19 protein-coding genes are annotated in these 20,151 nt (G+C 57.8%); 7 read left to right on the forward strand and 12 right to left on the reverse strand.

The genetic code is table 11. The features are described 5' to 3' along the window. Nucleotides 1-365 precede the first annotated feature (365 nt). Nucleotides 366-1,643, reverse strand: a complete 1,278-nt coding sequence (locus CRD18_RS07445) for an MFS transporter (protein WP_048732259.1) — start codon at nucleotides 1,641-1,643, stop codon at nucleotides 366-368. 261 nt (nucleotides 1,644-1,904) lie between these two features. Between CRD18_RS07445 and CRD18_RS07450 the strand changes: the two genes are divergently transcribed. Continuing rightward, nucleotides 1,905-3,473 (forward strand): NYN domain-containing protein, encoded by a 1,569-nt coding sequence (locus CRD18_RS07450; protein ID WP_070866427.1) that lies wholly within the window; start codon nucleotides 1,905-1,907, stop codon nucleotides 3,471-3,473. Between the two features lie 29 nt (nucleotides 3,474-3,502). After that, on the forward strand, nucleotides 3,503-3,628 hold the full coding sequence (locus CRD18_RS11160; protein ID WP_255456202.1) for a hypothetical protein: 126 nt from the start codon (nucleotides 3,503-3,505) through the stop codon (nucleotides 3,626-3,628). A gap of 44 nt (nucleotides 3,629-3,672) precedes the next feature. Here the strand turns inward: CRD18_RS11160 and CRD18_RS07455 are convergent, their stop codons facing one another. Then, on the reverse strand, nucleotides 3,673-4,518 hold the full coding sequence (locus tag CRD18_RS07455; RefSeq protein WP_070429053.1) for a PspA/IM30 family protein: 846 nt from the start codon (nucleotides 4,516-4,518) through the stop codon (nucleotides 3,673-3,675). Nucleotides 4,519-4,679: 161 nt separating this feature from the next. Here CRD18_RS07455 and CRD18_RS07460 point away from each other — a divergent pair, with 161 nt between their 5' ends. Next, the gene (locus CRD18_RS07460; RefSeq protein ID WP_070549571.1) at nucleotides 4,680-5,981 is read left to right on the forward strand and encodes a serine hydrolase; all 1,302 of its coding nucleotides are present in this window, start codon (nucleotides 4,680-4,682) and stop codon (nucleotides 5,979-5,981) included. Nucleotides 5,982-6,085: 104 nt separating this feature from the next. Here CRD18_RS07460 and trxA read toward each other — a convergent pair whose 3' ends face one another. From trxA to CRD18_RS07510, 10 genes are all read right to left on the reverse strand, one after another. Next, the gene (gene trxA, locus CRD18_RS07465; RefSeq protein WP_070866426.1) at nucleotides 6,086-6,466 is read right to left on the reverse strand and encodes a thioredoxin; all 381 of its coding nucleotides are present in this window, start codon (nucleotides 6,464-6,466) and stop codon (nucleotides 6,086-6,088) included. Between the two features lie 142 nt (nucleotides 6,467-6,608). After that, the gene (locus CRD18_RS07470; protein WP_016421701.1) at nucleotides 6,609-7,457 is read right to left on the reverse strand and encodes a fumarylacetoacetate hydrolase family protein; all 849 of its coding nucleotides are present in this window, start codon (nucleotides 7,455-7,457) and stop codon (nucleotides 6,609-6,611) included. 89 nt (nucleotides 7,458-7,546) lie between these two features. Next, nucleotides 7,547-8,743: an acyltransferase family protein gene (locus CRD18_RS07475; protein WP_049189420.1), complete on the reverse strand. Its 1,197-nt coding sequence runs from the start codon at nucleotides 8,741-8,743 to the stop codon at nucleotides 7,547-7,549. Nucleotides 8,744-8,885: 142 nt separating this feature from the next. Beyond that, a complete protein-coding gene (dnaB, locus tag CRD18_RS07480; RefSeq protein WP_049170075.1) occupies nucleotides 8,886-10,478 on the reverse strand; it encodes a replicative DNA helicase in 1,593 nt (530 codons plus the stop codon). 735 nt (nucleotides 10,479-11,213) lie between these two features. Then, entirely contained in the window at nucleotides 11,214-11,666 is a 453-nt protein-coding gene (gene rplI, locus CRD18_RS07485; protein WP_005511982.1) for a 50S ribosomal protein L9, read from the reverse strand. A gap of 100 nt (nucleotides 11,667-11,766) precedes the next feature. Continuing rightward, nucleotides 11,767-12,333: a single-stranded DNA-binding protein gene (locus CRD18_RS07490; protein ID WP_005511984.1), complete on the reverse strand. Its 567-nt coding sequence runs from the start codon at nucleotides 12,331-12,333 to the stop codon at nucleotides 11,767-11,769. A gap of 121 nt (nucleotides 12,334-12,454) precedes the next feature. Further along, a complete protein-coding gene (gene rpsF, locus CRD18_RS07495) occupies nucleotides 12,455-12,742 on the reverse strand; it encodes a 30S ribosomal protein S6 (protein ID WP_005511978.1) in 288 nt (95 codons plus the stop codon). Between the two features lie 311 nt (nucleotides 12,743-13,053). Continuing rightward, on the reverse strand, nucleotides 13,054-13,245 hold the full coding sequence (locus CRD18_RS07500) for a hypothetical protein (protein WP_016421704.1): 192 nt from the start codon (nucleotides 13,243-13,245) through the stop codon (nucleotides 13,054-13,056). Then, on the reverse strand, nucleotides 13,246-15,723 hold the full coding sequence (locus CRD18_RS07505; RefSeq protein ID WP_016421705.1) for a transglycosylase domain-containing protein: 2,478 nt from the start codon (nucleotides 15,721-15,723) through the stop codon (nucleotides 13,246-13,248). It abuts the gene before it with no gap. An 11-nt stretch (nucleotides 15,724-15,734) separates the two neighbouring features. Continuing rightward, nucleotides 15,735-16,106, reverse strand: coding sequence for a DUF5318 family protein (locus CRD18_RS07510; RefSeq protein WP_224433683.1), 372 nt, complete (start codon nucleotides 16,104-16,106; stop codon nucleotides 15,735-15,737). A gap of 272 nt (nucleotides 16,107-16,378) precedes the next feature. Here CRD18_RS07510 and CRD18_RS07515 point away from each other — a divergent pair, with 272 nt between their 5' ends. The 4 genes from CRD18_RS07515 (at nucleotide 16,379) to CRD18_RS07530 (ending at nucleotide 20,029) form a co-directional block, all read left to right on the forward strand. Continuing rightward, a complete protein-coding gene (locus CRD18_RS07515) occupies nucleotides 16,379-17,464 on the forward strand; it encodes an inositol-3-phosphate synthase (protein ID WP_016421706.1) in 1,086 nt (361 codons plus the stop codon). Nucleotides 17,465-17,986: 522 nt separating this feature from the next. Continuing rightward, a complete protein-coding gene (locus tag CRD18_RS07520) occupies nucleotides 17,987-18,478 on the forward strand; it encodes a MarR family winged helix-turn-helix transcriptional regulator (RefSeq protein ID WP_048733166.1) in 492 nt (163 codons plus the stop codon). A 158-nt stretch (nucleotides 18,479-18,636) separates the two neighbouring features. Further along, complete coding sequence (locus CRD18_RS07525; protein WP_069358890.1) at nucleotides 18,637-19,569, forward strand: universal stress protein; 933 nt, start codon at nucleotides 18,637-18,639, stop codon at nucleotides 19,567-19,569. A 43-nt stretch (nucleotides 19,570-19,612) separates the two neighbouring features. Beyond that, complete coding sequence (locus tag CRD18_RS07530; protein ID WP_048733161.1) at nucleotides 19,613-20,029, forward strand: hypothetical protein; 417 nt, start codon at nucleotides 19,613-19,615, stop codon at nucleotides 20,027-20,029. Nucleotides 20,030-20,151: the final 122 nt, after the last annotated feature.

Consider the following 20,151-nt stretch of genomic DNA (forward strand, 5'->3'; position numbering starts at 1 on the left):
AGTATTAGTTAGTACATCGGCACACTATTGAGTTCTCACACAACACACACCCACGAAGACAACCACCCCAACCAGGGCAACCACCACGTGAGCAGCGAGAGAAAACATTAACAAACAATTAACCAGAAAGTCAAACCAACGACTCCCAGCGGCTAACCGCACGAAAACATTTCCCCCACATCAACCAACCAAACACATAAACTGCCTGGCCACGCTGACCTCCAGATACATTACACACATGCCCCTATTTAAGCGAATCCGCTGGTAGAACCTGGAAAACGAATCACTTTAGTTAACTCTGTACGCCAGATTTGAGCCTTCCTACGGCTCGGGCGCTACTTTTCAGCAACTCAGCAATCGACCAATTACTTAGTCAGAGCCGCCTTGTCACCTGCGAGTCGTCGCCAAGCAGTGGCAGACGCGACCCCCATCAGCGCACCCGCACCCAGAAACACGCTGCCTGCACCCATCGCGGTAGCACCCAAACCAGCAACCGGCGGCAGGATGACCTGCGCCAAGCGGTTACCCATCAGTCGGATGGATAGCGCCTGAGCGCGCACCTCGGCATCCACCAGGGAGCTCACCCACGTCATTGACATGGGCATGACAAAACCCCACGCCAAGCCACAGATACCAACTGCGACAACCATCAGCCACGCACTCTGTAGCCACGGCATTGCCAAAAGCGGCAGGACACCGGCACAAACTGCAATGATAAGGACTCGATTGCGATTAGCTCGGTTCAAAACAGTCGGCATGAGGGCTCGGGAAATAATCGCGAGGCCACTACGCGCACCAAGGATTGCCGTCACCTCGGCAACACTAAAGCCCAGTTCGCGTCCCAGCACCGGCACATATGCCGTCAACAGGTCAATGGCTACGATGACCGCAATTGATACAGCCATGGCGCTGGACATGCCGTCGATACGCAGGATGCTTAGGACCGATGCGCCGCTGGCTTCGGCCTGCGCCGGCCGCCTCTTGTCCATCCGGCTGCGGTCGCTAACAGTCGACGCCGGGGATTGCTCAGTTGAGCTAGCAGCTTGCACTTCGGCGGCTGCATTCGCTTCGTGCCGTCGATAAGCAGTTGCGACCGGCCAGCCGATGACCAGGGCGACCGCGCCGATTCCCGTCATCGCCCAGAGCGCAGAAGTGGTGGCGGTCATGGCGCTGCCGTCGTGGTTGGGAGTGAGCAGACCTGCACCGACAATGCCGAGGAACTGCCCGACGGAAATTCCGAGCGTGAAATAAGCAAAGAGGCTATCGAGCCCGGCGACGCCGCCACGCAGGTGCGAAACCATGCCTTGAGCGGCGATGAGCGTGGTCATGTGGGCAAAACCCAGGGCCACGTAGCCGAGCAGAAGAATAGGTAGGTTCGGCGAGAGCGCCATTACTGCTGCCGCGATGACGGTGGCGACGAGACCGGAGTACATGACTTCGGTGGCGCGATGACTGTCGACAAGCTTGCCGGCGGGAAGCGCAATAATAAGAGGTACAAGTGAAAATGCGGCAGTGAACCAGCCGACGGTGGCGGCGGAACCGCCAAAATCGAGGACTCGCCAAGAAAGCAGCACGCGACCGCCGTTGAAAACCGCTTGTCCCAACACAGTAATGAGAACCAATAGGCCGAACCAGCGTCTCATACCTGTTTGTAACTCCCCTTCTCCTGTGTGGTCGTACTCTTCGCGGGGCGATTTCTTTGCACGTCAATACCTAAATTGATCGGTGCCTTCTCGTCGACTCGCACTCCTGCCAACCCGCGAAGGGCGGTCAAAGTGATGCGGCTTATTAAGAATAGTCCCTGAAGTTAAACATGTTTAGCGCATAGAATGAATTATTCGGGCATCCTTGTCGATGTAACCGGTTTGCTTATTTAGTTAATAAAGAATCAGGAATTAGGAGCCATGCTTGAACGCACATTGGTGTTCGTCGATACGTCATATTTATTGGCGAGCTTTTACAACTCGTGGGAAACCGGAGCCCGCGGGCAATTAGAAATCGACCTTAGAGAAGTAGTTAGTGTCCTTGACCGAATGATTAACCAGCAGCTGAACCAGCCAGTTCAGCGGCAACTTTGGTACGACGGCATCCCGGAGTCGGGGCCGCATCGTTACCAGCGCTCACTGCGCACGATTGATGGTGTGCAGCTGCGCGCAGGTCAGCTCATTGAATGGGGTGACCGACGGACTCAGAAGGCCGTCGATACGCGACTCGTCGCAGACATGGTCGTCGCCGGCCTGCGCAACCAAGTTTCCGATATCGTGCTGGTCTCGGGCGATGCGGACATGCTGCCCGGCGTCGCTGAGGCTTCGGCTGCCGGTGTGCGTGTGCATCTCTACGGCTTCGGCTGGGACTCCATGTCCGGTGCACTTCGCCATGCCTGCGATTCGACGACAATCCTCGATCCCCGCGAGGACTTCGCCGACGCCATGCAGCTCAACGTCCTTGAAGGCCCAATCCCACCGGTCGTCCGCACGAATAAGCCGCTGGGCGATGCCGAACCAATCGAGGATCTCGGCGCCACCTGCGTGCCGGATACGCGCATCACTCCTCCGGGCGAGGGCTCGCTTGACGACGGCACGGAGAACACTCCCTCCGCTGCCGACGGTGACGCTGCTTCGCCGGAGGCCGGCACTCCGGAGGTTCCGCAGGACCAGCGCGTTGTGCCATCCCCCACGGCTGACAGCGACTCCGACTGTCGCAGCGAAGACAATGCCGCAGCCACGCCGACGGCCAAGGCCGACTCGCCGAAGTTCAACGAGGTCGAGCACGCGGCCAAGATGGGTGCCCGGGAAATCCCGGCGCAGGCTGAGCACCGCGCTGAGGTAGAGCGCACCGGCGGTTCGGAAGCTACACGGGTGGATTCCGCTGCTTCGGGCGTTTCGGCTGCCTCACCAACGCAGCCAACGCAGCCAGCACAGCCTTCTCCAGCGACCATGCCCGGCGCGACAGTCAACACTGGCAGTGGGGCTGGTAACGACACTGTGAACAACACCGGAGCCGAGCATGCAGGCGCGTCTGCCTCCGATTCCGCGTCGTCGACTGCAACCGGCAGTGGGGAGTCGGCGACGGAGTCGTCGACAAGCGAAGACGGTGCCAACACGAGTACGCCGAAACCAAGCCCGCGGCCGAATCCTTCGATGATGGCGCCAAGGAGGAAGCTGCGTAGTCGATACGTGCCCCTGCCGAACGAGGTGTGGGCATCCGCGGGTTTTCAGACGCCGTTCGATGTGGGACAGCAGTACGCGAACTGGTGGTACGAGAATATTGCAAACGAGCAGGCGCGCGATAGTGCCCACTTGCTCTCTGGTGGTGGGCTGCCACCGGACATTGATCGTCCGCTGCTGCAGTTTGCGTGCGAAACCCTGCACGAATACACGCTGACGGAGACGCAGCGCGTCAATCTGCGCGATGGTTTCCACGCCGGTATCCGCGGAGTGCTGCTCGCGCGGAAGAACGGCGAATTGGAGTAATAGCGCGCCTCACGGATTCGGCAGTTTCGGTGGCTTCAGCACTGCTGGCGCTACTGTCGCTGCTGGCGCTACTGTCGCTGCTGGCGCTGCTGGTGCGAGAAAGTGTCGGGGTTTATGTCAGTTTAGGGTGGTTTTTCCCGCTCAAACTGACATAAACCCCGACACTTTCTTGTTGACGATTGTTGGCAACTGGTGAACGCTACTTCGCTTCGTCTGCGTCCGTTGTGGTGTCCTCAACGGCCTCAACGGACTCGGCGGACTCGGCGGCCTCCAGCTCGCCGGCGTTATCCTTCGCGGCAGAACCGGATTCGAGAGCAGCGTTTTCATTATTCATCTGGGCACGAATTTCGGCCAGACGCATGTCAGCAGCGGCATCGCGAGTCGAAGTCTCGATCTCAGCCATACGACCTGCCTGTGAGGATTCCGCGAGCTCCTGAGCGCCCAACGCATTGGCGTAGCGGCCTTCAATCTTCTCACGGACCGAATCCAAAGTCGGCACATTCGGATCCTCGGAAATACCCTGCATGCTCTGGAGAGTCTTCGACGCGGTCTCTTGCATCTTGGCCTGATCGGCCTGCGACTCCAGCTTGCGGATATCCTGCTTAATCTGCTCGTAGCGAGCCTGCGACTGCTGCGCCTGACGCTGTGCCTCCTCAGCAGCAGATACGGCCTGCTGGTGGAGCTGCGTAGTATTTTCCAGCTCCTTTTCAACATTCACCAGCTGGGTGGCAAACACCTCAGCAGTGCTTTCCATCTTCTGTGCAGTGGCCTCATCGCCCTTGGCACGAGCTTGATCCGCATTGGCGAGTGCCTGCCGGGTGTTCTCGGTAATCTTGTCACGCTCAGAGGTCAACCGCCCCAGCTGCATTTCCAGCTGATTGCGGTTGCCGATGATAGCCGCAGCCTGACGCTGAATCTCCTGATGGCGCTGACGCTCGGCCTCAGCTGCCTGTGCAATCTGAACCTTAGGATCCGCATTGTCCTCGATCTTCTTATCGAACGAAGACATCATGTACTTCCAGCCCTTGGCAAATGGATTAGCCATGCAAATCCAACCTTCCTCAACATATGCGGAATAACTAATCGGAACCGAGAAGATTCCATCTCTTAAAAAATTGTACGTGAGCTAGCTCGCTCTCTCTCGGCAAACGGAAAGAGCTGGTTACCGACAAGCAAGACTCCCCCAGAGTTGTAAACTCTCTAAACATGGTTCATTGCCCTCAACGCACGTACCGCGGACTGGCCGCGAGTCTCGCCGCGGTAATTACTCTGTCAGCAACTGCGCCGCTGGCTAACGCGACAGTCACCGCAACTGCTGACTCCACCGATACCGGTGCATTTTCGCAGGTAGTCGTAGCAGCTCCATCGTCAACGGAGCCGGCTAAGCCCTCCGACGCAAAAACCAAGAAGACCACCGAAAAGCCAACTGAAAAGGCTCCCGAGAAGAGCACAGGGCGAACCGCAGAGAAGTCGGCGGAACAGTCGGCTGAGAAGTCGACCGAGAAAACCTCTTCACCGACATCGGAAACGTCCTCGACGGAGCCGTCGGAAAGCACTGTGAAAAGTGAGCCGAAGGAGTTTCCCCCACTTGTGCCAGGGGCGAAGACCCAGTGGGGCCTTGGCGTGCAAACTCGTCTCGACGAAGTGACTGAGAAGTTCGACGCTAAGGGCGGCATGCTCGGCATGGGCATTCTGGATCGCCAGACCGGTGAGTTCATCTGCAACTCACACTGTGATGATGTTTTTCGCCTCGCCAGCCTGATGAAGGTATTCGTCGCCGACGTTGTGGCCTATTCCAACTACACGCAGCCGAAGAAGGGCGAGATTGTCGCTGGCCAGGGTGATATGCCGGTTGAGGGCAACCCCGACGCCATGCTGCGCGACGACATGATTCGATACTCCAACAACGAAGCAACTGACGAGCTGTGGGATTCCTACGGCGGTGTACGCATCGTTGACAATGTCCGACAGCGCTACGGCCTCTCGGATAAGACTGTCGGCTCACCTATGTGGGGAGCCACCACCAGTACGCCAGCCGACATGGTTGCCTACTTTGACCGGATGCTGAGCGAAGAAGGCGGGCTGAGCGACACGGAGACCAAATACATGCGTCAGCTGATGTACTCACTGCCGCGCTACTCCTACGGCGATGCAGACCAGAACTTCGGTCTGCGTGCAGCGCTACCGAAGGAAACGATTGCCAACAAGTCCGGTTGGTACGAAGAGCAGCACACCACTGCCGGATTCCTTGGCGACGATGACCGTTACGCTATCGCGGTTCTGGGCAAAAACCTGACCGCCAACGAACTCACCGAAGCTGTCAAGCACGTGTTCCCAGACGGGCAGGTTCTGCCAACAGGTGAGAAGGAGACAAAGCACGCCCGCACCAGCGCACCACTGTCGATTGAGGAGGACTCAAACAAAGTCGCTCCAGCCCTGTGGGCGCTAGTAGCAGCACTCGCTGGCTTTGGTATTGGCTGGCTCATTCGTGGCCAGCGCGCGGACTAGATACAAAAAGCCCCCGCGCGCTTGAGGGCTAGTTCAGGCGCGGGGGCTTACGCGGAAGTGCTCCAAGTCGGAAAACGCACAGTATGCGGGCTGAACCGCAGAGTTTACTCGGTAGCGCTATCCTGTGCGGCCTGCTCGGCAATTTGCGCACGGACATCATCCATGTTCAGCTCCGAAGCCTGGCCAACCAGATCGCTCAGGGCGGCCTCCGGCAGCACACCAGAGTGCTGGAACAGCAGGATTCCCTCGCGGAAAACAAACAGCGTCGGAATCGACTGAATGCCCATGGCTGCCGAAACCTCCTGGTTGGCATCGGTGTCCAGCTTTGCGAACACTACCTCTGAGTGCTTCTCGGAAGCCTTCTCATAAATCGGGGCGAACTGGCGGCACGGACCGCACCAGGATGCCCAGGCATCAACGAGCACGATGTCGTTGTTCTGAATAGTCTCAGCGAAAGTCTCGTTCGTAATATCAACAGTTGCCATGGGTCTAACTCCTCTTACTCTTTAACGTCGTGTTCTAACTTCACGTTCTTTACGTAGGTTTTTACCCGTTAGTCTCCCACAACGCACGCGGGGGTCGATTCATTCCCGCCGGGTTCGCGGGAACGTCGTAAAGCGGCGCGAGCTAGTGGTTGATGCGGACAGTGTTGGCCTGTTTACCCAGGCCATCGATGGTGATGACCATTTCCTGACCATCCTGAAGGTAGGTCTGCGGGCTCATGCCGTGTCCAACACCCGCCGGCGTTCCCGTGGAGATGACATCGCCCGGGTTCAGCTGCACGAACTGTGAGATGTAGGCGATCAACTTCGCCGGGGAGAAAACAAGGTCCGCAATCGGTGCATCCTGGCGCAGCTCTCCGTCGACGTATGTGCGCACCCGCGCGGAGTCCGCATCGAAAGCATCGGCCGTGAGCATCCACGGCCCGAAAGCACTGGCGCGCTGCAACGTCTTCCCCTGTAGCCACTGCGCGGTAGCGTACTGGAAATCGCGCTGAGTGAAGTCATTCATAATCGCGTACCCAGCGATAGCGTCCTGTGCCTGCTCCTCCGACACCCGCAGGCAGGTCTCGCCGACGATAACCGCGAGCTCGCCTTCGTAATCGAGCTTCTCCGCGCAGGCCTCCGGCACTCGGATATCATCCTTCGCACCGGCGACGGCATCGGCAAACTTCGCAAATAACGTTGGCACCTCGGGGCGCTGGTGCCCCATCTCGTCGATGTGCGCGGCATAGTTCAAGCCGACGCAGACGATTTTGCCCGGCCGCGTAATCAGCGGTGCGAACGCCCACGCGCTCTCCGCCATGACGTTGTCAGGGTTGTTCCCCGCCTCCGCCAAGAGTTCTTCCGCTTCACGACGCCACGTTGGCCGCGCTAACACATCTCCGAGACAGTGGTCATCAAAAAGGACCGCTACGCCGTCGCCGAGAACAGCGGCGCGGGTTGCACCCTGGTATCGCAACGTTGCTAGACGCATGGCTTTCTCATTTCTTCATGGCTATTCTCTGTGTCACTTCTGCCGCCTGATCGGCTCCCGGTTCCACGCTACCGCCTTGTTGAGCTGAATTAGGAAGCAGGTTCGCTCTTAGGCTGCCGCGGAGCCTCGCCTTCAGGCAGGGAAGAAGGATTCTGACTGCGCTGAAGGGCACGCTGCCCCGGCGTAGTCATGCGCACTACCCACGCAGGACGGACAAAGAGCCACCCGGCACCGATGGCAAGCAGCAACCTGTGCAGACCAAGACACAGCATCGCCGCAATGATAGTCACCAGCGGCGTCATGATGACCAAATGTGGGTCCTTCGGCAGAATGAGGTCACAAATAATCATGACCACAACCAACATTGGAATGTGCATGAGGAAGATAGGCAGCGTTCGGCCGCCAACCTTTTCAAAGGGCACAACTAGGCGAGTGTTCTGCAGCATCGCCATAATATTGATTGCAGCCAGTGCGCCAGTGGTGGACAGGTACACGCGGGTGAAGCCGACGTTGCCTTCGTTAAAGCTCGAGTAGGTCGCCTGCACCCAGATCGCCACCGACAGGAACGCCGTCAGCGTCACTAGCAGTGAGAGGCCGCTGCGACGCTGTGCCATCCGGAAAATCCAGGGCGCACCGTACATGCCCAGCACGTAGAAGAACAGCATCTTGGTGACAAAGTCCCACGACCAGCTGGACGAGGCAAAAGGTGCCCATGCACTAATGAGGCCTGTAACGATGAGCTGAATCACCGGATGTACCCAGCGAAATGCTCGTGTGAGAATTGCGAACAGCGCCAGCGCCCACAGGAACCAAAGGTAGGAAGTTGGTTCGATGATCGCGTGAAGCGTGTTGTAAATTCGCGGCCCCCACGCGCTGTGGTCCGTGATCGGCGGCGGAGATACTATGCCATCGGCATCCACGTGCGTATACGGCATGAGGAAAAGCACGAAGTCACGCAGTGGAACCCAAATCACGTAGAGATAGACCATCACCCAGATTCGGCGATTGGCTAACTTATGCCACGACTCCTTAAGTGCCTTGCCGGCGAACAGCCCAGATAGCAGGAAAAACAGCGGCATACGGATTGGTCCGAGGAAGAAGTTAATCCCCGCCCACTGCGCCGTGTAGTAACCGTGCGCTTGCAGCTCTGTGATGGCATGGCCAAGCACAACTAAAAGAATGCACAGCCCCTTAGCCGCATCTACCCAACCGACGCGCTGTTTCGGCGCACTCTTCTGCCTTTTCGCTTTGGCCTCCGCTGCCACGGGAGCGGCAGTTGGTGACATAGTGCTTCCCCGCTTCCCGACGACTCCGCGTAACCCTCAAAACCTTCAAAACCATCAACGCACGAAAACTCGCCCTATTGACTGTCACTCACCTTACCTAGCCACCCGGATTGCACTAATTCTGGGTGGCTAGGCCAGGCACCTAGAGAGAACCGCTGGGCTCCTCCGCCAGGTTGGCGAACCTGGAGTAATGCAGCTGGTGGGCCACAGCAATGCTTCCGGTCGGTCCACCACGGTGCTTTGCGACGATAATATCCGCCTCACCAGCACGTTCATGGTCAGCCTCCTGCGAGTCCGGCCGGTAAATCAGCATGACGATATCGGCATCCTGCTCCAGCGAACCCGACTCACGCAGGTCCGAGACCTGTGGCTTCTTATCTGTGCGAGCTTCCGGACCACGATTCAGCTGCGAAATTGCAATCAGCGGTACCTCGAGCTCCTTCGCCAACAACTTGAGCTGACGGGAGAACTCCGAGACCTCTTGCTGCCTGGACTCGACTTTTTTACCCGAGCTCATCAGCTGCAGGTAGTCGACCACGATCATCTTCAGATCGTGCTTCTGCTTCAGCTGACGTGCCTTCGCGCGAATTTCCATCATGGTCAGGTTCGGCGAGTCATCAATAAACAGCGGAGCATCACGAATCTTGTCGCCGACCTCGACCAGCTTTGTCCAGTCCCGCTCATCCAGGTCACCGGAGCGCAAAGATGCCATGTTGATCTTCGCCTCTGCGGACATGATGCGCATCATGATTTCGTTGCGCGACATTTCCAACGAGAAAATTGCGCTGGTCATGCCGTTGCGAATCGAGGCCGAACGCATGAAGTCCATTGCAAGCGTGGACTTACCCACACCCGGACGGGCCGCAATAATCACCATCTGACCTGGGTGAAGGCCATTTGTCAGCTTGTCCAGGTTGGTAATCCCCGTCGGCACACCCTGCGCCAGACCGCCGTTTTGGGTAATAAGATCCAGTTCCTCCAGCGTGTCATCCAGGACATCGGCGATGGGAACGTAGTCATTCTTCGTGTTCTCACGTCCAACGCTGAAAATGAGCTGCTGCGCCTCATCCACCAGCTGCTCCGGCTCCGTGTCCTCCGCGCCCGCATAGCCAATCTGGGCGATTTTCGTGCCGGCCTCTACCAGGCGACGGATTGTCGCCTTCTCCGCAACAATGCGGGCATAGAACTGCGCATTCGCCGCCGTTGGCACCAGGGAGGCCAAGGTGTGCAGGTACAGCGGACCACCGATGCGCTCCAGGTCTCCAGTTCGATCCAGACGACCTGCCAGCAAAATGGGGTCAATTTCCGAGGACTCACCGTAGAGGTGCAAAATCGCCGAGTAAATCGTCTGGTGCGCTGGCCGGTAGAAATCCTCCGGCGTCAGCTGCTCGTACACATCCGCAACGACCTCTGAGTTCAGCAGCATCGCGCCGAGCACACTCTGCTCCGCCTCGATATTGTGCGGCGGGGTGCGCTCAAAAGTCGCGCCCGCGACCGCACTCGCACGAGCGCCACGACCACGGTCTCGCTCCCAGTCCCGCGCCCCAGATCCGCTTGCCGACGATCCGTTGCCCGAGCTCTGCGAGAAGGAATACTCCTCCGGTGGCGCATCCTCTACCGGCGGTTCCGGGGGCAGCGGAACGTCATCGAAGGAATCATCGTGGGAATTTACCGAGTAGGAGGACGCCTCGTCCCCTGCTCCGGAATGACCACCATCACCTACAGGCTGACTCATCGTGAGCAGCTCCTCCCCTTCTGGACCACTTAGGTGCCTTTTCAACCCTGTTGCTGACTGACCGTCACACTCAATATGTCTGTTCCGACCGCCAGCAGTGGACACCTGACTACCTACCGCAGTTATACCTGTTCGAGCGGATTGATGGACCTGTAAAAGTACCCTTGGAGTCCCCAGAAAACAATCTTCTACGGTGTTTATCCCCGAAGTTATCCACAGCACCTGTGGATAAGCCTGGGGAGAACATGTGCACAATCAAGAAAAGTCCAGGTGAACGGTCCGTAACCCTAAACCGCCGCTTGAATGTTAACGGGGGTAGCGGAGTTTCAATCCGAAAATATTCTATCTACGCAGGTCAGTGCGTATTTGCCTTAATCCTGCACAAATGTAATCCTCTGCTACCCCTTTAGCATCGATGCTGCTCATGCGGAGATTATTAACGATGAATTAATAAAAATCTCGCGCTCTCCAGAAAAGTTATCCACGGCAGCCAGGCAAGTTACCCACAGGTCTATCCACAGCAATCGTCGTTAGCCTGTGGACAAGTCGTAGACGCTCTTTCCAGCACCTGCGTAAAAGGCTTTAAACCAGCCTTAAACCACGAAAAGCCCCGACCTTTCACTACGAAAGATCAGAGCTTCACGTGTGCTGTTGTCATTGGGCCTCAGAGCCCGCGCAGTCTTTAAACGCGGTGCTCGTCAGCCGCCGTCAAAGTAAAAACTCTAAACCGCGAACTTACGCGGCGACGACCTGTACGGAAACATGCGCGGTAATCTGCGGGTGCAGCGCGATGTCAACGGTGTGCTTACCAAGGGACTTGATCTGGCTCGGAGCAAGCACGACTGCGCGCTTGTCGATAGCCTGACCGGAAGCCTTACGAACTGCATCGGCGATGTCACCCTTGGTGACAGAACCGAACAGCTTGCCATTTTCCGAAGCCTTCACAGCAACGGAGACGTTGTCGAGCGAATCAATCTTCTGCTTGACTTCACGTGCATGGTCGAGGTCGCGGATAGCGCGAGCCTCCTGGGCACGACGAATGCCCTCGATCTGCTTTTCTGCGCCGCGGGTGGCAACAATTGCCAGTCCGCGAGGAAGCAGGTAGTTACGTCCGTAGCCGGCCTTGACCTCAACGATGTCGCCTGCGACACCGAGCTTGTCAACGTCGGCGGTGAGGATCAGCTTCATGATCCCTGCCTTTCGCTGGATATGTCTTTAAAAGATTTTGAGAATTGTGGATGCTAAATCTGCTGCAAACTAGTCACGTAGTGCCGTGGCTGGAAGGAGTTTAGAACGGAGGCTCATCGCCGCCGAAGCCGCCACCGGCCGGAGGAGCTGAGTTCCACGGATCTTCCGCAGGAGCTCCGCCACCAAAACCGCGATCGCTCTGTCCACCCTGGTTGCCCTGGTTTCCACCAAAGCCACCGCCGAAACCACCACCGGCATTTCCACCCTGGCCGCGGTTGCCGCCGCCAAAGTTTCCACCGCCGTTGCGTGGAGTGCGCGTGACCTGAGCTCGAGCGAACTTCAGGGACGGGCCCACCTCATCGACCTCAACCTCAAAGACGGTACGACGCTCGCCCTCGCGGGTCTCGTAACTGCGCTGGCGCAGACGACCCTGGACGATGACGCGCATGCCCTTGGAGAGACTTTCGACAGCGTTCTCCGCTGCCTCACGCCACAGGCTGCAGGTGAGGAACATGCCCTCGCCGTCAACCCACTGGCCATCTCGGTACACCCGCGGAGTCGACGCAACGCGGAAATTCGCCACGGCGGTGCCATTCTGGGTGTACTTAAGCTCCGGGTCAGCAACCAAGTTGCCAACCACCGTGATTTGTACGTCTCCCTGAGCCATGCTTCTTCTCCTCGGTTGTATTCTGTCGAGCTGATGATGGGGCTTTCGCCCGCTATCCTACGACTTTCGCATTACCGGTGTGTCCCATTCGAGCACTCTGGTTACGCAAATATGACGCAGATTAACGATCAACCCGCAGCACCTTGGTGCGCAGGATGCTGTCGTTCAGATTCAGACGACGGTCGAGTTCCAGCACGGTTGCGGACTCGCAGGTGAGGTCGACGACAACGTAGATGCCGTCTTCCTTCTTCTCGATCGGGTAGGCGAGGTGGCGCTTACCCCAGATGTCCACCTTCTCCACCTTGCCGTTCTCCTTGCGGACAACGTCGAGGTACTTCTCCAGGGACGGGCCTACGGTGCGCTCATCCTGAGACGGATCGATAATAATCATTACTTCGTAGTGACGCACGGACCTCATCACCTCCTATGGTCTAGTTCTTGTATTTCGGCTACACAGCGTGGTGCGCTGGCACTGTCTTTCATGCCAACCGCTATGCAGCAGGAGGATCGTTGCGTCAAGCAACCCTGCCAGGGTACCGCAGGCAGAGGTATATGTCCTAATCGCAGGCGCCATCGGCAAGCAGTACTGGCAAGCGGTGTCAGGGCGCCGAATAGAAAGAGACGCACACAGAGCTACTGCGTGCGCCTCTTTGAATTGTGAAGTTGTCGCGTGCTTGGTGGGCAGTTAACGCTCTAGCAACTGACTACCTGGCCTGCGTCCTACATTGATGTCGAGGAAGCATGTGCCAACGCAATAATCACCGGAATGACTGTCGCGAATAGGAAAGCTGCCAGGCACAGAGCCCAAATGATTGCCGGTTTCCACTTCTGCATGAAGCCCCAAAAGGCCGTGCCGAACATCAGGAAGCCAATCGCGACGCAGACGATGGTGAAAATCACCCACGTGTCCACTTACTGTCCACCTCCAGGGTTACCGGGGTCTCCGCCGCCTTCATTGCCACCGCCGAAACCACCGCCTCCCGGAATCGGGATGGGCAGTAGGTCAGCGATTCCGCCGCCACCGCCTCCGCCATCGCCACCCGGAACCGGAAGCGGTGCAGGCTGCTCCTCGGAGGACTCAGAGGTCGACTCCTCGGCCGACTCCTCTTCTGTGGTCTCCGGGGCATAGCCCTGGTCATAGCCAGAGTCAGAGGTCGACGGCGCCTGGTACTGCGGCGCACCTGCGACACCACCGATTGGCTCCGGCTTGGTGAAGTACTCAAAGTCCTCGTTAGACAGTGCGTTATCCATGGTGTACTTCCACAGATCACCCGGGGTTTGCGAGCCGTACATGATGCCACCATAGGAGTTGTAGAGCGCCGAACCATCGACGTTGCCAACCCACACTGCAGTCGACAGCTGCGGTGTCGAACCGATCATCCACGCATCCTTGTTCTGGCCGGTGTCACCCAACTGCGTAGTACCGGTCTTGGCGGCCGACGGGCGACCACCACTCAAGGGCTTGTTGCTGTAACCGGCAATAGGCTCCATGGCCGATATCATATTGGTGGCCACTGCCTTGGAAACTCGACGGTCGCCCTTGTCAGCGTTGGACTCGTAAACAATCTCGCCCTTGGAGTTTTCGACCTTCTCTACGAAGTGAGTCTGCTGATAGACGCCATCGTTAGTCAGGGTAGCCAGACCAACGGCCATATCCAGCGGACGTGAGAGGTACTGACCCAGGGCGATACCGTCCTGCGAGTGACCGTTGTCGTCCATCAGAGTCTTTTCAATACCCGGGATGGACTCAGCCACGCCCAGACGATGAGCCATTTTGGCGGTGTCATCCGGACCATTCTTCAGGTCGCGCTGCAGGCGAATAAACGGGGTGTTCAGCGACTGCTTCAGGGACTCATAAAGCGGAAGCACGCCACCGCCGGCACCGCCGTCGTTGTGCAGAGTGACGTTACCGGACTGCACAGGTGCCGAAGAGTACTGCGCGGTCAGTGGAATACCTTGATCGAGAGCTGCTGCCAGCGCAAAAATCTTGAAAGTAGAGCCGGTCTGCAGACCGCTGTTTGCGTAGTCCCAACCAGTCGGATCGTCGCCACCGTAGTAGGCGCGGACAGCACCGGTCTTCGGCTCCACCGAAACGATGGCGGCACGCAAACCCGTTGACTGATCGACGTAGTTTTCCATCGCATCCAGGGCAGCCTGCTGCACCGTCGGGTCAATGGTCGTCGTAATGCGTAGACCGCCAGTGTTGACCTCCTGCTCGGAGATACCTTCGCGCTCCAACTCAGCCAGAACCTGATTCTTAATCATGGCAGCCGGGCCGGGCTCCGGAGCCTGCTTCGGCGCCAACGCCGGATCGATGGTCTCCGGGTACTGCATTCCCGCGCGGTCCTGCGGCGAGACGATGTTCATCTCCACCAGGCCATCGAGGACGTAGTTCCAACGCTGCTCAGCCTCCGGGCGGTTAGTCCACGGATCCAGTGCAGATGGACGCTGAATCGAGGCTGCCAGCACAGCACCCTCTTCGGCATTCAGCTCACCGACTTCCTTACCGAAGTAGGCCTTCGACGCTGCCGCGATACCGTATGCGTTACGACCAAAGTAAATCGTGTTGAGGTAGGCCTCAAGGATTTCGTCCTTAGTCCACTCCCGCGCCATCTTCGCCGACATGACCAGTTCCTTGGCCTTACGGGTCAGCGTGCGCTCATTGCCCACCACAGCATTCTTGACGTACTGCTGCGTAATGGTCGAGCCGCCACCGGCACTGGAATTACCAGTCACGACTCCCAGAGCCGCACGGGCATAACCAGTCAAGGAAAAACCCGGGTTGGTATAGAAATCACGATCCTCAGCTGCCAGCACTGCATTGCGTACAGCATCCGGCACCTTGTCGATAGTGATGTTGCTTCGGTTACCGCCCTCGGGGACGATGCGCGTGATTTCCTTTTCACCACTGCGGTCATAAATCACCGCAATCTGGCTATTGGCCAACTCCTCTGGCTCCGGCACGTCCGTTGTCGCATAAGCAACACCGAACACAACTACCGGCAACAGCACGACCAGCGCCACGGCTAGACCGAGCCACGCTAAAATTCGCCGCTTATTATCAGTCGGCTGTTCTTCTTGCGCCATCGAGCTTTCCTCTTCATGGTCATCTGGTTCATGGTCATCTGGGGCGTACTGCCCCTTCTCCGGGTCCGGCTCGCTTGCCGACGTCATCTCTGAATCGGTAGCCAGACCCTCGTCACTGCCACCGACCGAAACAGCATCAATGCTGTCGCTGGAATCGTCGTCAAGCGATGCGTCATCGGAGCGTGCGTGCGTATTGAAGGAATCAGCATCCGGCTGATCCCACCACTCGCCTGATGAATTAGAACCCTGGCCCTCGTGAGGGCTGTTAGGACCGCCTGGGCTATCGGGTCGATCATTGCTCACGGGTGCTCTCCCTAGTTTTCTGACTCTTCTCGAGCTGCCTGAAGTGTCCGGGTCAGGAAACTCCACTTGCAGTCGGGGCACACCTCAACTTCTTTGACGGTGCACGAACCATATTCATTAACTATTGCGGATAATTCGTTTTCAGTACAAGCAGAGCCGGAACGACGGCCCAAGTTTTCTCCGAACACCCAGAATACGAGTCGGAGGTCGAATTTGCGACATACTGGGCACTCTTCCTGGGGCTTTCTGCCGTGAAAACGCGCGGCAGCGACCAGCCGAGCATCGGCATCACAGAGTGATTTCCGTGAAATCTCCCCTGCACGCCACTGCTCCAATAACTGCTTCTTGAGCAAGGAGTGATCGATCTCGCCCTGCCATGTCATCACGAAGACAGATTAGCAGGCGCGTGCGGGCTGATTTCACCCCCGCTTTATCGGTAAACACATGCCCCCTCACGGTTCGGGCATCGGCAAAAAACGCATAAAGGTATAACGTCACGCTCGTTACCTCAATGCGTGCACCCACTCACGGCCGCACCGCTGGCGTAAGGCCCTGGCGCGGGGTCCTGATGCTAGGTCCTTCTGCGAGTTCCCGGTGTGAGTTCCCGGCGCGAGGTCAAAGCCTCCGAGCACATAGTTTCAAGGAGAATTACCAAATGAGTTCAATTCGCGTCGCTATCGTCGGCGTCGGCAACTGCGCCTCCTCCCTGGTGCAGGGTGTCGAGTTCTACCGCGATGCAAAGCCCGATGAGACCATTCCTGGCCTCATGCACGTCGTCTTCGGCGACTACCACGTCTCCGATGTCGAGTTCGTCGCAGCTTTCGATGTTGACGACAAGAAGGTCGGCAAGGACCTCTCCGAGGCCATCGTTTCCTCTGAAAACTGCACCATCAAGATTGCCGATGTCCCGACTCTCGGCGTTGAGGTTCAGCGCGGCCCGACCCTGGACGGCGTTGGCAAGTACTACGCGGACACCATCGACGAATCCCCAGCTGAACCGGTCGACGTAGTTCAGGCGCTGAAGGACGCCAAGGTCGATGTCCTGGTCTCCTACCTGCCAGTCGGTTCCGAGCAGGCCGATAAGTTCTACGCACAGTGCGCCATTGACGCTGGTGTAGCCTTCGTCAACGCCCTGCCGGTCTTCATCGCTTCCGACCCGGAGTGGGCCAAGAAGTTCGAAGACGCAGGGGTTCCGATTGTCGGCGACGACATCAAGAGCCAGGTGGGCGCAACCATCACCCACCGCGTCATGGCCAAGCTATTTGAGGACCGCGGTGTTCGCCTCGAGCGCACCCTGCAGCTCAACGTCGGCGGCAACATGGACTTCAAGAACATGCTCGAGCGCGACCGCCTCGAGTCCAAGAAGATCTCCAAGACCCAGGCTGTCACCTCCAATCTCACCGGTCCACTGGCCGGCAAGATCGATGACCGCAACGTCCACATCGGCCCGTCCGACTGGGTGGACTGGCTGGACGACCGCAAGTGGGCCTACGTCCGACTCGAGGGCAAGGCCTTCGGCGAGGTGCCGCTGAACCTTGAGTACAAGCTCGAGGTCTGGGACTCCCCGAACTCCGCTGGCATCATCATCGATGCTGTTCGCGCTGCCAAGATCGCCAAGGATCGCGGCATCGGCGGCCCGGTCTACGCCGCTTCTTCCTACCTGATGAAGTCCCCGCCGAAGCAGCTTGCCGACGATGTTGCGCGAGCACAGCTCGAAGCGTTCATCAAGGGCGAAGACTAAAAAGCACAAGCACTCAAAGGTATAAGCCAGCAGCTCCGAGAGCATGTTCCTTGAAAAGCGTCAGCCGGTTACCCATGCGGTAGCCGCTGGCGCTTTTGTGCTTCTCTCTCCCCTATCCTCCCCGCGTCTCTTCCACGCCTTCTCGCCCTACTCGCTGCTGCGCCCATCTCGTCCCCGCCATGGATGCGTGCGCTGCAGTCGTCGTAAAGCTGACAGCAATACACCCGCGAGGGTTGATCCGCGAGATATATCACAAGCCGAAAGGGTTCGCGAGAGTAGCCGTATGGCTACCTCCAACCCAACGTTCTAAGTACAGAAGAAGTGACACTTTAGGGGGTTTCTGCCAGCACCGAAAAAACCTTATACGCAGATGGGTTTAATACTTTGTGCTGGTGTTTTAGATGTTTGGTGGAAAATTCCTGGTGATTTCATTGCCGAAATCACCAGTTGTAGAAAAATAAATAGCACCCCAAATAAATTTCGTATTGGCAACTAGCACTGTTCGCATATAACATCGTCGCTATGACATTATCTTCGGGCTCGATTGGCAATCCTGATGCCGTTACTCCTCTGTCGCTCGCTAAGCGCATTCGCCCTCTCCTGACTCGCGCTGAGCTGCTCTACAGCCGCCGCTCCTCGGAGTCCCAGCTCAGCCGCGCGCAGCTGTCCATCATGATGACCCTGGAGGCACTGGGCGCCTGCCGTATCAGCCAGTTGGCTGAGGCCGAGGCCATCCGCATGCCCACCGCCTCCAACGCCGTGCACCACTTGGAGGTCGCCGGCATGGTGGAGCGCGTCCGCGACAGCAAAGACCGCCGTGGCGTCCGCGTTGAACTGACCGACCGCGGCCGTGAAGAGCTGCACCGTGTTTCTGAAGAGCGCAATCAGCAGATGGCTGAGATGTTCAGCACGCTGAGCCAGGAAGAGCTGGAATTTGGCGCTGGTCTTGAGACGATTCTGTCCAAGATCCTCGAAAACTACCCGGAGCACCCAAAGACAAACCCAAGCGTCTAGTCTCTTTTCCAGCTAGCCCTGCCCTCTTTAAGCCCACAGGCAGGATACATAGCTTTTACACGTCCTCGGTGCCGTTTTAAATATGCCCGCCTATCCACGTAGGCTATTACCCAGAAGCACCACTTGGATATTTCTGAGTAATCACAGGAGGATTAGCGATGGCTTCCCGCCCGCTTCGTATCATGATTGCGTGGCGTCCAGGCGAGTACGGCACCGAAACGCTTGCTTACGCCGCTTGGTTAGCTCGCACCACGAAGGTGCAGATTCGCGTTGTCAGCGCACTGTCGCGCGGCTGGCCGCTGACCTCACTGGCTCGGTTGAGCACCAATGACTCCTGGGTTTCCCACGAAACCGAGTCTCTTGAAAAAATCATCAAGGATGAGCTAAAGCTCGCTGGCCTGCGCAAGGGCATGCTTGACGACGATGCCGTGCGGATTATCGAATCCTCCAGCGAATCCACAACTATCTGCAACGAAGCCGAAGAATTCGAAGCCGATGTGGTTTTGCTTGGCACGCGCCGAAGCAATACCAAGGACTGGACCGCCAAGAACCGCAGTCGCTTTACTGCGGGATCGACCTCGGATGCGCTGCTGCATTACTCGCCAATCCCGCTGGGATTGGCTATCCCCGGCGCGAAGCTTTCTAAGCACGGTGTGACCCGTGTCAGCATTTGCTACATTGACACCCCGCAGTCCCACCATGCATTGAATAAGGCTGCTGACCTGGCATATCGCTGGGAAGTTCCCCTGCGTTTGGTCTCGTTTACGCCGCGTGGTGCGACCATGTACCCGACGGAGAACGGCTACGGCCCCTCCTCTGACCTGATGATTGAGTGGCGCGAGCAGGCTATGGGCCTGCTCGACCGCGGTATGGACCGCGCGCATACCCGTTACCCAGACCTTTCCATTGATGCGGAAGTAGCCTCCGGCAACGGTTGGGAAGAGGCCATTCAGTCCATCAAGTGGAAAAAGGGAGACTTGCTCGTTTTGGGTTCGTCTACTCTTGGCCCATTCGGGCGAATTTTCATCGGCTCGTCGACTAACCACATCGTTCGCCACAGCCCGGTGCCAATGCTGATTACTCCGGCCTAGTATGGCAGGCACATCAGACGGCATTTAGAGGCGAGGGGAGCAGATGGTGGATAATTCACCGAAGCGCAGTACACCAGAGCGCAATGAGGATGAAATCTTCGACGAGCTTGAGCGCAAGATGTATTCCGGCAAGCGCGCCTACATCTACACCGCGGGTGTGATTCTTACGACGCTGCTCGCGGGCCTCATTATTGGCATCGCCGGCGCCATTGTCGGTGGCCCCACCTGTGATGCGGGTAAGTCCAGCTTCCTCTGCTCCCGCACTTGGGAGATCCTTTTCCCCGTTGTCCCGGGCGTAATCTCCCTGGTCGGCTGCCTTTTGGGCTTTTGGCAGACCTACGTGGAGTGGAAGAACTTCCGCAACTGGCGCGCGTGGCTCGCTATGTGCTGGGTGCTCATGCCCTTCACTTTGATGTGGATGCTCTCCACATTCGGCGTCCTGATTCTGGGCGTTAAGTAGGGGTAAGAGGCGGCCAGCCTCGGAGCCACCCCTTGAGGCTTTTGCGAGAAAGTCTCAAGCGAGAAAGTGTCTGGGTTTATGTCAAATTTGAGCCGATTTTAGGCTTCAAACTGACATAAACC

The sequence above is a fragment of the Corynebacterium sp. LK31 genome (assembly GCF_014335015.1).
In the GTDB taxonomy this organism is placed as follows: domain Bacteria; phylum Actinomycetota; class Actinomycetes; order Mycobacteriales; family Mycobacteriaceae; genus Corynebacterium; species Corynebacterium jeikeium_D.

Bases quoted from the DNA above. Each gene is read 5' to 3' on its own strand.
- CRD18_RS07490 (WP_005511984.1), bottom strand. From the start codon at position 12,333: ATGGCTCAGGGAGACGTACAAATCACGGTGGTTGGCAACTTGGTTGCT.
- dnaB (WP_049170075.1), bottom strand. From the start codon at position 10,478: ATGAGTCAGCCTGTAGGTGATGGTGGTCATTCCGGAGCAGGGGACGAG.
- CRD18_RS07515 (WP_016421706.1), top strand. From the start codon at position 16,379: ATGAGTTCAATTCGCGTCGCTATCGTCGGCGTCGGCAACTGCGCCTCC.
- CRD18_RS07525 (WP_069358890.1), top strand. From the start codon at position 18,637: ATGGCTTCCCGCCCGCTTCGTATCATGATTGCGTGGCGTCCAGGCGAG.
- CRD18_RS07530 (WP_048733161.1), top strand. From the start codon at position 19,613: ATGGTGGATAATTCACCGAAGCGCAGTACACCAGAGCGCAATGAGGAT.
- CRD18_RS07450 (WP_070866427.1), top strand. From the start codon at position 1,905: ATGCTTGAACGCACATTGGTGTTCGTCGATACGTCATATTTATTGGCG.
- trxA (WP_070866426.1), bottom strand. From the start codon at position 6,466: ATGGCAACTGTTGATATTACGAACGAGACTTTCGCTGAGACTATTCAG.
- CRD18_RS07460 (WP_070549571.1), top strand. From the start codon at position 4,680: ATGGTTCATTGCCCTCAACGCACGTACCGCGGACTGGCCGCGAGTCTC.
- CRD18_RS07445 (WP_048732259.1), bottom strand. From the start codon at position 1,643: ATGAGACGCTGGTTCGGCCTATTGGTTCTCATTACTGTGTTGGGACAA.
- rplI (WP_005511982.1), bottom strand. From the start codon at position 11,666: ATGAAGCTGATCCTCACCGCCGACGTTGACAAGCTCGGTGTCGCAGGC.
- CRD18_RS07520 (WP_048733166.1), top strand. From the start codon at position 17,987: ATGACATTATCTTCGGGCTCGATTGGCAATCCTGATGCCGTTACTCCT.
- CRD18_RS07470 (WP_016421701.1), bottom strand. From the start codon at position 7,457: ATGCGTCTAGCAACGTTGCGATACCAGGGTGCAACCCGCGCCGCTGTT.
- CRD18_RS07455 (WP_070429053.1), bottom strand. From the start codon at position 4,518: ATGGCTAATCCATTTGCCAAGGGCTGGAAGTACATGATGTCTTCGTTC.
- CRD18_RS07510 (WP_224433683.1), bottom strand. From the start codon at position 16,106: ATGACATGGCAGGGCGAGATCGATCACTCCTTGCTCAAGAAGCAGTTA.
- CRD18_RS07475 (WP_049189420.1), bottom strand. From the start codon at position 8,743: ATGTCACCAACTGCCGCTCCCGTGGCAGCGGAGGCCAAAGCGAAAAGG.